The sequence below is a fragment of the uncultured Brevundimonas sp. genome, from assembly GCF_937870815.1.
Taxonomy (GTDB): domain Bacteria; phylum Pseudomonadota; class Alphaproteobacteria; order Caulobacterales; family Caulobacteraceae; genus Brevundimonas.
This window is the reverse complement of record NZ_CALMZS010000008.1, coordinates 1-8,968: the sequence shown is the minus strand read 5'-3', so window position 1 is coordinate 8,968 and position 8,968 is coordinate 1. Positions and strand designations below refer to the sequence as shown.

The 8,968-nt window shown below is 70.2% G+C and carries 10 protein-coding genes and 1 pseudogene; 4 read left to right on the top strand and 7 right to left on the bottom strand.

Features of this window, described 5'->3' with window-relative positions; all coding sequences use genetic code 11:
• Positions 1–166 precede the first annotated feature (166 nt).
• From Q0588_RS00640 to Q0588_RS00625, 4 genes are all read right to left on the bottom strand, one after another.
• Positions 167–982 (bottom strand): cytochrome b/b6 domain-containing protein, encoded by an 816-nt coding sequence (locus Q0588_RS00640; RefSeq protein ID WP_298742823.1) that lies wholly within the window; start codon positions 980–982, stop codon positions 167–169.
• 124 nt (positions 983–1,106) lie between these two features.
• Positions 1,107–1,553 (bottom strand): cell wall hydrolase, encoded by a 447-nt coding sequence (locus tag Q0588_RS00635; protein ID WP_298742821.1) that lies wholly within the window; start codon positions 1,551–1,553, stop codon positions 1,107–1,109.
• A 106-nt stretch (positions 1,554–1,659) separates the two neighbouring features.
• Entirely contained in the window at positions 1,660–3,123 is a 1,464-nt protein-coding gene (locus tag Q0588_RS00630) for a HAMP domain-containing sensor histidine kinase (protein WP_298742819.1), read from the bottom strand.
• A 40-nt stretch (positions 3,124–3,163) separates the two neighbouring features.
• The gene (locus Q0588_RS00625) at positions 3,164–3,886 is read right to left on the bottom strand and encodes a VTT domain-containing protein (protein WP_298742817.1); all 723 of its coding nucleotides are present in this window, start codon (positions 3,884–3,886) and stop codon (positions 3,164–3,166) included.
• Between the two features lie 120 nt (positions 3,887–4,006).
• On the opposite strand from Q0588_RS00625, the gene rpmH reads away from it, so the two are divergent.
• Genes rpmH through yihA form a run of 4 tightly spaced genes read left to right on the top strand, consistent with a single transcriptional unit; the run spans position 4,007 to position 7,018 of the window.
• The gene (rpmH, locus tag Q0588_RS00620; protein WP_298742815.1) at positions 4,007–4,141 is read left to right on the top strand and encodes a 50S ribosomal protein L34; all 135 of its coding nucleotides are present in this window, start codon (positions 4,007–4,009) and stop codon (positions 4,139–4,141) included.
• Positions 4,142–4,168: 27 nt separating this feature from the next.
• Positions 4,169–4,573, top strand: coding sequence for a ribonuclease P protein component (gene rnpA, locus Q0588_RS00615; RefSeq protein ID WP_298742813.1), 405 nt, complete (start codon positions 4,169–4,171; stop codon positions 4,571–4,573).
• Between the two features lie 5 nt (positions 4,574–4,578).
• Positions 4,579–6,375: a membrane protein insertase YidC gene (gene yidC, locus Q0588_RS00610; RefSeq protein ID WP_298742811.1), complete on the top strand. Its 1,797-nt coding sequence runs from the start codon at positions 4,579–4,581 to the stop codon at positions 6,373–6,375.
• Position 6,376: 1 nt separating this feature from the next.
• Positions 6,377–7,018 carry a ribosome biogenesis GTP-binding protein YihA/YsxC gene (gene yihA / locus Q0588_RS00605; RefSeq protein ID WP_298742809.1) on the top strand — a complete coding sequence of 214 codons (642 nt, stop codon included), beginning with the start codon at positions 6,377–6,379 and terminating at the stop codon, positions 7,016–7,018.
• Between the two features lie 82 nt (positions 7,019–7,100).
• On the opposite strand, the gene Q0588_RS00600 is transcribed toward yihA, so the two are convergent.
• The 3 genes and pseudogenes from Q0588_RS00600 to Q0588_RS00590 form a co-directional block, all read right to left on the bottom strand.
• Positions 7,101–8,042, bottom strand: coding sequence for a pirin family protein (locus tag Q0588_RS00600; RefSeq protein ID WP_298742807.1), 942 nt, complete (start codon positions 8,040–8,042; stop codon positions 7,101–7,103).
• A 177-nt stretch (positions 8,043–8,219) separates the two neighbouring features.
• On the bottom strand, positions 8,220–8,828 hold the full coding sequence (locus tag Q0588_RS00595; protein WP_298742805.1) for a DUF6338 family protein: 609 nt from the start codon (positions 8,826–8,828) through the stop codon (positions 8,220–8,222).
• Positions 8,829–8,839: 11 nt separating this feature from the next.
• Positions 8,840–8,968 (bottom strand): annotated as a pseudogene (locus tag Q0588_RS00590) (AsnC family transcriptional regulator); the annotation flags it as partial.

Here is an 8,968-nt window from a genome sequence, read left to right as displayed (position 1 = left end):
GTCGGCGCCAGGGCGTCGCGGGGGATCAGCAGGCGCTGGGTCCGGCGGGTCAGCCCCTCGCCCATGCGCCGCGCCTGCTCGGACAGCCGCCAGCTGGCCTCTCCGCAGGCGGAAACGAAGGCGGCGGCGGCGGTCGCCAGGGCGCCGGTCAGCCAGCGGCGGCGGTTCATGGCGCGTCTCCCGCCTGTGTCCGGCGCCGCAGCCTCGGCCCCGCCGTCGAGCCGGGCGGCTGGATGGTGAACCAGCCGGTGATCATCGCGCGCATGTTGTTGAGGAAGCCGGTCCAGATCACCAGCCCGACGTGGACGACGACGAAGGCGACGATCAGCCCCGCCGCGATGAAATGCAGCGTCCGGGCCGACTGCCGCCCGCCCAGGATCTCCAGCAGCACGCCGCCGACGGCGTTGAAGCCCGGCGACATCGACAGGCCGGTGACCAGCATCAGCGGCAGCACCGCCAGCACCATGGCCAGATAGGTCAGCTTCTGGATGACATTGTAGGTCCGCACGCGATCGTCGGTCGGGAAGTGGAAGCGGGCGTGCTCCCTCAGCGCCGGCCAGACGCCGCCCAGCTCGCGCCCCGTCGGCCACAGCCGCCGCCCGAACCGGCCGGACACGAGCATCCAGGCCAGATAGATCATCCCGTTGGCCACGAAGATCCAGGCGAACAGGAAATGCCAGTTGCGCGCCTCGGCCAGGTTGCGGCCCTGCGGGACCAGCAGCCAGTCCGGAACCGTCGGCGTGCTCAGCCACGGATCGGCGAAGGTCGAGCGGATACCCCAATACAGGTGCGGATGGGCCGCCAGGATGTTCAGCCCGCTCATCAGCAGGACGACCACGGCGATGACGTTCAGCCAGTGGGTGAGCCGCACCAGCGGCGGATGGCGGTAGGTGTCCACGCGACCGCCGGCGAGGCGCCGGTCGGCGCGGCGACCGGTCGGGGCCTGCTCCCCGGCCGGCGGATCGGCGGCGACATCGGTCATGAACCCCTCCGGACACGCGCGCCGGTCGACGGTCTCACGCCCGCCGGCGAGGCGCAACGGCCCGGGGGACTACGCGGGGGCGCGGCCGGGGTTACAGGGGGGGACCGGTCGATCCCGCCCGGCCCTAGTAGTCGGGCGCCGAGGTGACGCAGACCCGGCCGGAGCGCCGGCAGGCCTCCATCTGCGCCTCCCAGGCGGCCTTGTCGCGCTCCCACTGGGCGCGGGCGGCGTTGGCGGCGGCGACGTTCGCCTCCCACTGGGCGCGTTCGGCCTCGAGGCGGGCGGTCTCGGCGCGCCAGCGGGCGTTCTGTTCCTCGAAAGCGCTCATCGCCCCGGTTTCAGCCTCGGCGGCCGCGGCGTTGCGGGCCGCGATCTCGGCGTTCAGCCGGGCGGTGGCGGCGACCTCAGCCGGGTTCTGCTCGGAATCCGGGGCGCGCCTGTAGGTCTCGCCGCGCTGGCGCAGCCATTCCTGCGACCCCGCCTCGGCGGGGGCCGGCGCGGGCGCGCTCTGGGCCAGGGCGGGGGCGGCGGCGAGCGCCAGGACGGCGGCGGTCAGGGTCAGTCGGATCATCACGGGCTCCTTGATGCAAAGGCCGGCCGGCAAGCGGGGCCGTTTTCGGCGTTCCGCGACAGATAACGCCGATCGCGGGATTTGGAGCCGCCCCGGCCTTCGGCGCTCAGTCGGGCAGGCGCAGTTCGAAGATGGTCCCCCCCGGACCGGTCTCGACCAGGCGCAGGTCGCCGCCGTGGCTGACCGCCAGTTCGCGCGAGATCGTCAGCCCCAGGCCGGTGCCGTCCGAGCTCCGCCCGCTGACGAAGGGTTCGAACAGCTGCCCGGACAGGCGCGGCGAAATGCCGGGTCCGTTGTCGGCGATGCGGATCACCGCCTCCGCGCCCTCGTGCCCGGCCGCGACCCTGACCACCCCCTTGCGGCCGACCCGGGTGGCGTCGCCCTCGATGGCCTGGCGGGCGTTGCGCATCAGATTGACCAGCGCGCGGTGCAGCTGGTCGGGGTCGGCATGGACGGTGAAACGCGCCGGAATGGCCCGGACCAGCCGCACCCCGTCCGCGCCCAGGCCCGCGTCCTCGGCCGCGGCCAGCACCGCCGGGCCGAGGGCGAAGCGGGCGCGCTGGGGCTCGGGCTCCTCGCTGCGGCCGTATTCGAGCACATTGCGGGACAGGGCGGCGGCCCGCCCGAGCGCCCGCTCCAGCCGCGGCAGGGCCTTGGCCACCTGCGGATCGGGCGAGTCGGCCAGCCGTTCCGAGGCGATCTGGGCCGAGGTCAGCATGTTGCGCAGGTCGTGGTTGATCTTGGCCACCGCCTCGCCCAGCGCCACCAGCCGCGCCCGCGACCGCAACGACTGGCGCACCTCGTCCTGCATCCGCGCCAGTTCGCGCTCGACCCGGCCGATCTCGTCGTGACGGTCGCTGGGCGGATCGCCCTCGGCCTCCGGATCGACGGCGAAGCGCTCGATCGACCGCGTCACCCGTCGCAGCGGCTGCAGCACCAGCAGGGCGAGGCCGCCGTAGAGCAGGCCGCCGGCCACCAGCGAGAGCAACAGCGAGACCAGCAGGCTGTTGAGCAGGAAGGCGCGCAGCTCCGCCTTCAGGGGTTCGGCGGGGGCGAGAATCTCGATGAAGTCCCCGGAGCGGTAGCGCGGCCGTGCCTGCACCCGCACCGAACGGTCGGGGTGGCCGGTCAGGGTCCGCCACGGATCCAGCAGGCGGGCCAACGGCCGGTCCTGGCGCAGGTCGATCAGGTCGGGCGTGCGCGGCAGGTTCGGGGCCTGCAGCAGCAGACGCCGCACGCCCTGGTCGCCGACCACCACCGCCTGCACCCCGCCGATGGCCAGCAGCTGCTCGGCGACGTCGTCCTCGACCGCGGAATAGGGCAGGGCCTCGACCCCGACCGAGGCCAGTTCGGCCGACTGCAGCCGGTCCAGCAGCCAGCGCTCGTGGAAGCCGGCGGCGCTGGGCGCGACGATCAGCACCTCGACCACCGCCGTGAACACGAAGGTCAGCAGCAGCAGCCGCCAGGCCAGGGCGTCCGGGGCGTGGAAGCGCAGCCGGTCGCGCCAGGCCTCGGGCAGGCGCAGGCGCCGTCCGCCGTCGGTCCGCAGGGGCTGGCGCGCCTCGCTCATGCCGACTCCAACGCAAAGCTTGGGCCATTCGCTGCGTCGGTCATGCGCCCCGCCGCCTCCGCATCGCCGCCTGGAGCCCCTTCATGGCGAAGGGAAGGACGACGGCCAGCACGAAGACCCCGGTCATCGGGGCCCAGAACTGGGCGAACAGGGCCTGGAGATCAGGGTCCGGGTCGGCGGCCAGCAGGGCGTTCAGCCGCGCCCCGATCCAGCAGTAGATGATGTGGGCCGGCAGCAGGCCGATCACCGTGGCCAGGGCGTAGGGCGCCGGCCGCACCGCCATCATCCCGGCGGCGACGTTGATCATGTGGAACGGCACCACCACCGCCAGCCGCGAGGCCAGGACGTACCAGAAGGTGTCCCGGTCGATGGCGGCGCAGACCTTGCGCATCAGGCCGGCGTCGCGCTCGGCCCTGCGCCGCAGCGGCTCGCCGAGCGCGGTCCGCGTCGCTGCATAGACCACCAGCGCCCCGGCCGTGGCCGCGACCGAGGTGGCGACGCCGCCGATCCACGGCCCGAACAGATAGCCGGCGGTGATGGTCAGGAAGAACACCCCCGGCACGACGCTGGCGGTCAGGACCGCGAACAGCAGCATCAGCGCCAGCAAACTGAGGAGGTAGTGGGCGGCGGTGAAGTCGCGGAAGCTCTGGCCGTGGTCGCGCAGGGTGTCCAGCGACAGGTAGCGGTTCCAGCCCATGGCGAAGATCAGGACGATCACGCCTGCGAGCGCGATCAGGGGCAGGAAGCGTTTGACCCGGCGCATCGTCCCTCCGCTGACGCCCCCCCGGCGTTGACACCACGGGCTTCCCCGCTTATACGCCCGCCCTTCCCGCGACGGACCCGTTTCCGCCGCCACCCATGTTTTCAGTCCCAGGAGCCGACCGTGAAGCGGACCTATCAGCCGTCGCGACTCGTGCGCAAGCGCCGTCACGGCTTCCGTTCGCGGATGGCCACCAGGAACGGGCAGAAGATCGTCCAGCGCCGCCGCGCCAAGGGCCGCAAGCGCCTGACGGCCTAGTGTCGTCCGGCGCCCGGGACCGGGCGCATGAGCGACCTCGTGAAAATCGAACGCCTGAAAACGCGGCCCCAGTTCCTGGCGGCCGCGAAAGGCGTTTCGGAGGCCCGCGGCGCCGTGGTCGTGCAGCGGCTGGACCGCGCCGACGGCGACCCGACCGTGCGGCTGGGCTTCACCGCCACCCGCAAGGTCGGCGGCGCCGTGATCCGCAACCGCGCCAAGCGGCGCCTGCGCGAGGCCGCCCGCGCCCTGGCCCCGCAGTTGGCCCGGCCCGGCAGCGACTATGTCTTCATCGCCCGGATGGGCACGGCGGAGCGCCCGTGGGACCGTTTGCTTGACGATGTCAAATCGGCGCTTACAAGGCTCGCGACCCCGCGGTCGGCGCCTCCTGTCGCGCCCCACGCACCGACATCGCCCGCCGGCCAGGATTCCTGATCTCCATGCCCCCCCACAATAACAGCCGCAACACGATCATCTTCATCGTGATCGCGTCGATCATGCTGCTGGCCTACAGCGTCTTCGTGATGGAGCCGCAGACGCAGAAGCGTCGCGCCGCCGAGCGGGCCGCGGCCGAGTCGACCTCGGCGCCGGTCACCGCCCCGCCGGTCAGCGCCGCCATCTTCACCGAGGACCGCACCGTCGCCCTCGGCCGCAACGGCGCCCGCGTGCCGATCCGCACCGGCACCCTGACCGGCTCGCTGTCGCTGACCGGCGGCCGCATCGACGACCTGTTCCTGACCCGCTACCGTGAGACCATCGACGCGGACTCGCCCGCCGTCGAGCTGTTCCGCCCCGAGGGCATGCGCCACGCCTTCTTCGCCCAGTTCGGCTGGAGCGGCCCGAACATTCCGGGCGGCGTGCCCGGTCCGGCCACGCCGTGGCGGCTGACCGAGGGCGCGACCCTGACGCCGGCGACGCCGGTGGTGCTGACCTGGGACAACGGCGCCGGCCTGCGCTTCACCCGCCGGATCAGCGTCGACGAGCAGTATATGTTCACGGTGACCGACACCGTCGCCAACTTCAGCGCCCAGCCGGTGGTCGTCGCCCCCGCCGCCAGCGTCCAGCGCCAGGGCGTGCCGGCCAACCTCGGCAAGAACCAGGTCCTGCACGAGGGGGCCATCGGCACCTTCGGCGACGGAAGCCGCTATTCGACCACCCAGCTGAAATACAGCGGCTGGGCCAAGAAGAAGGGCCCCGACGAGCACGAATCGACCGGCGGCTGGCTCGGCATCACCGACAAATACTGGCTCGCCGCCCTGGTCCCGCAGCAGGACGAGCGCATCGCCGCCGAGTTCCGCGTCACCGACGCCGGCGCCTACAGGGTCCACGCCGCCGGCATGCTGGGCGAGGCCCGCACCATCCAGCCCAACACCCGGATCACCGAGACCCGGCGCCTGTTCGCCGGGGCCAAGCGCAACGAGATCCTGTCCGGCTACGAGCAGTCGCTCGACCTGCCGCGGTTCGTCTACGCCATCGACTGGGGCTTCCTGTTCTTCCTGACCCGGCCGATCTTCTGGCTGATCGAATTCTTCTACGGCTTCCTGGGCAATTTCGGCCTCGCCATCCTGGCCCTGACCCTGACCGTCCGCCTGGTCATGTTCCCGCTGGCCAACAAGAGCTACGAGAGCATGTCGAAGATGCGCAACCTCCAGCCGAAGATGGAGGAGATCAAGAAGAAGCACCCCGACGAGCCGCAGAAGCAGCAGCAGGAGCTGATGGCCCTGTACCAGAAGGAGAAGATCAATCCCCTGGCCGGCTGCCTGCCGCTGCTGCTCCAGATTCCGGTCTTCTACGCCGTCTACAAGATGCTGTTCGTGACCATCGAGATGCGGCACCAGCCCTTCTTCGGCTGGATCCGCGACCTCTCGGCGCCGGACCCGACCACCGTCTGGAACCTGTTCGGCCTGCTGCCGTGGGACCCGGCCTCGGCGCCGCTGGTCGGCTCCCTGCTCGGCGGCGCCTTCGCCCTCAGCATACTGGCCATCTTCTACGGCCTGACCATGTGGCTGCAGATGGCCATGAGCCCGCAGGCGCCCGACCCGGTGCAGCGCCGCATCTTCCAGCTGATGCCGATCGTCTTCACCTTCATCATGGCCACCTTCCCGGCCGGCCTGCTGATCTACTGGGCGTGGTCGAACATCCTGACCATCTTCCAGCAGTACATCATCATGCACCGCCTCAAGGCCGAGAACCCGATCGACGCCTTCCTCGCGCGGCTGAAGAAGGCGAAGGCCTGAATTGGACGACTTCACCCCCGAGGCGCTGGAGCAGGCGCGCATCCTGTTCGCGCGGCCCGCCACCTTCGTCATGGGGTGCGCCAGGATCGAACAGCTGCCCGAGCCGGACCTGCCCGAGATCGCCTTCGCCGGCCGCTCGAACGTCGGCAAGTCCAGCCTGATCAACGGCCTGGTCGGCATGCACAAGCTGGCCCGCGCCTCCAACGAGCCGGGCCGCACGCGCGAGGTCAATTTCTTCGATCTCGACGGGAAGATGCGGCTGGTCGACCTGCCCGGCTACGGCTGGGCCAAGGCGTCGAAGGCGACGGTGCGGAAATTCCAGGACCTCGGCCGCGACTACCTGCGCGGGCGGGTGACGCTGAAGCGGGTCTATCTGCTGATCGACGCCCGCCACGGCCTGAAGACCGTCGACGACGAGGCGCTGGACGCCCTCGACCTCGCCGCGGTCAGCTACCAGATCGTCCTGACCAAGGCCGACAAGCTCAAGAAGGGCGAGGCCGAAAAGGTCCAGGCCGCCACCCTCACGGCCATCGCCAAACGCCCGGCCGCCTACCCCGCGGTCATCGTCACCTCCGCCGAAAAGGGCGACGGCCTGCCCGAGCTGCGGGCCGAGATCATGCGCACCACGGGCGTGGCGATCTAGATGTGGAGCCTCGATAGGTTGTTCTGATCCAGGCCGAGGCGGCCGATGGGTGTCCGGAACCTTATCCCGCGCGGGCTTCGGCTCAGACCGGATCGGTCGGACCGGGCCTCGCCGCCCCGGGCGCCGGACGCGCCGCCGACGGCTCGTCGGGCAGGGGGATGAACTCCCCGTCGTCCCCGGCCGGCAGGGCCATCCGCCCGGCCTTCCAGTCGGCCTTGGCCGCGTCGATCCGGGCCTGCGACGACGCCACGAAATTCCACCAGATCAGGCGTGGCCCGACCGGTTCGCCGCCCAGCGCCATCACCGTCGACGCCCGCACGGCCCGCACCGTCGGCTCGGCGGTCGGTTCCAGCACGATCATCTGGCCCTCGTGGAAGCTGCGGTCGCCGACCTCGATCTCGCCCTTCGCCACATACAGGGCCCGCTCGGAATAGCCGCCCGCGACCCCCTTGCCCGGCGGCGGCATGGTCCGCACCCCCTCGGCCAGCTCCCAGTGCACATGGAACAGCGGCGACGAGGTCGCGACGGCCGCCCTGGCCCCATAGGCCTCGCCCGCCACCAGCCGGGCGAACAGGCCGCCGTTCTCATAGGCCGGCTGATCCGCCTCGCCGTGGTGATGGAACGACGGGTCGACGTCCTCGGCCTCGGTCGGCAGGGCGATCCACGCCTGCATGCCGTGCATCGGGCCGCCGGCGCCCTGCCTTAGCGGGTCGGTGCGCTCGGAATGGACGATTCCCCTGCCGGCCGTCATCCAGTTGACCTCACCGGGGCGGATCGCCTGGGTCGCGCCGGTGTTGTCTCGGTGCAGGATCTCGCCCTCGAACAGATAGCTCAGGGTCGACAGGCCGATGTGCGGATGCGGCCGCACATTGATCGCCTCGGCTCCGGGGGCGAAATCCGCCGGCCCCATCTGGTCGAGGAAGATGAAGGGCCCGACCATGCGCCGGGCGTGGAACGGCAGCACCCGCCCGACCTCGAACCCGCCCAGGTCCTTGCGCCGGGCGTCGATCACCATCTCGATCATGGGCGTGCTAGGCCGATGGGTGCGTGGACCGCAACTTGGGTTGCGGAGATTGCACAGCCGGTTTCACCGGGATGGCCGACGGCCCTTGAGGAGGATTCTTGGGGCCGCTGACGCGAGGCGACCAACCGCCCCGTTCTTCGTACCGACGGGGATCGGGCTTGGTGATCTGATCGCTCATCAATCGTCCCTCCTAAGCTCGATCCACAAATAGTCCGCCGGCCGGAAAATTGCACCTTGCGATTCAGGAATGGCTTTCAGGAATTTTCCCGTTTCATCCAGCTGCCAAAGTTCTTCAAGATAGAGATGGCCCGCTTCGCTACCCATCGATGCCGTCGAGTCCTTGCCGAAATAGCCACCCAAGAGGCTGCCGTCCGCCATGTGGATGACAATCCAGGCCGGCTGTCTCCGACTGAAATAATCGTCCCAGGCGGTTCGGTAGGGCCCCACAATCCAGCGACGACGCGCCGCCCAGCGCTGAGCCAGTCTGAAGGCAATCGGCCAAAGCACTGGACCGATCAAGCAGACCAGCAGGGCATAGAGAGCAAGCTGGCCATAATTTGAAGGGGTCGTGGCCAGTGCTTTCGAGGCTTGCAGGATGGCCCAGCTGAGCAAACCGGCGTTCAGCAACGAGTATCCAACAATCTCGATGATGTTCTGGCCGACGCCGCCATCCCGTTGCGGGTGGATCAGGCGATCGACACGCAATGAAACAAAGCCAGGAAGAAATAGCGCCACAATCGCGGCGAATTCGGCGGGCGTGACCTCGATTAGCTTGGTGGGATCCATCGCTGACCCGTTCAGCCGACGTGCGGGGTGACGATGCCGAGCGGCAGGGTGGTGACGTTCTTCACCCCGCGGGTGACGATGTGGCTCTCGCAGTCCGAGACGATGCCGAGGCTGAGCAGCTTCAGGCGCAGGAAGCGGTC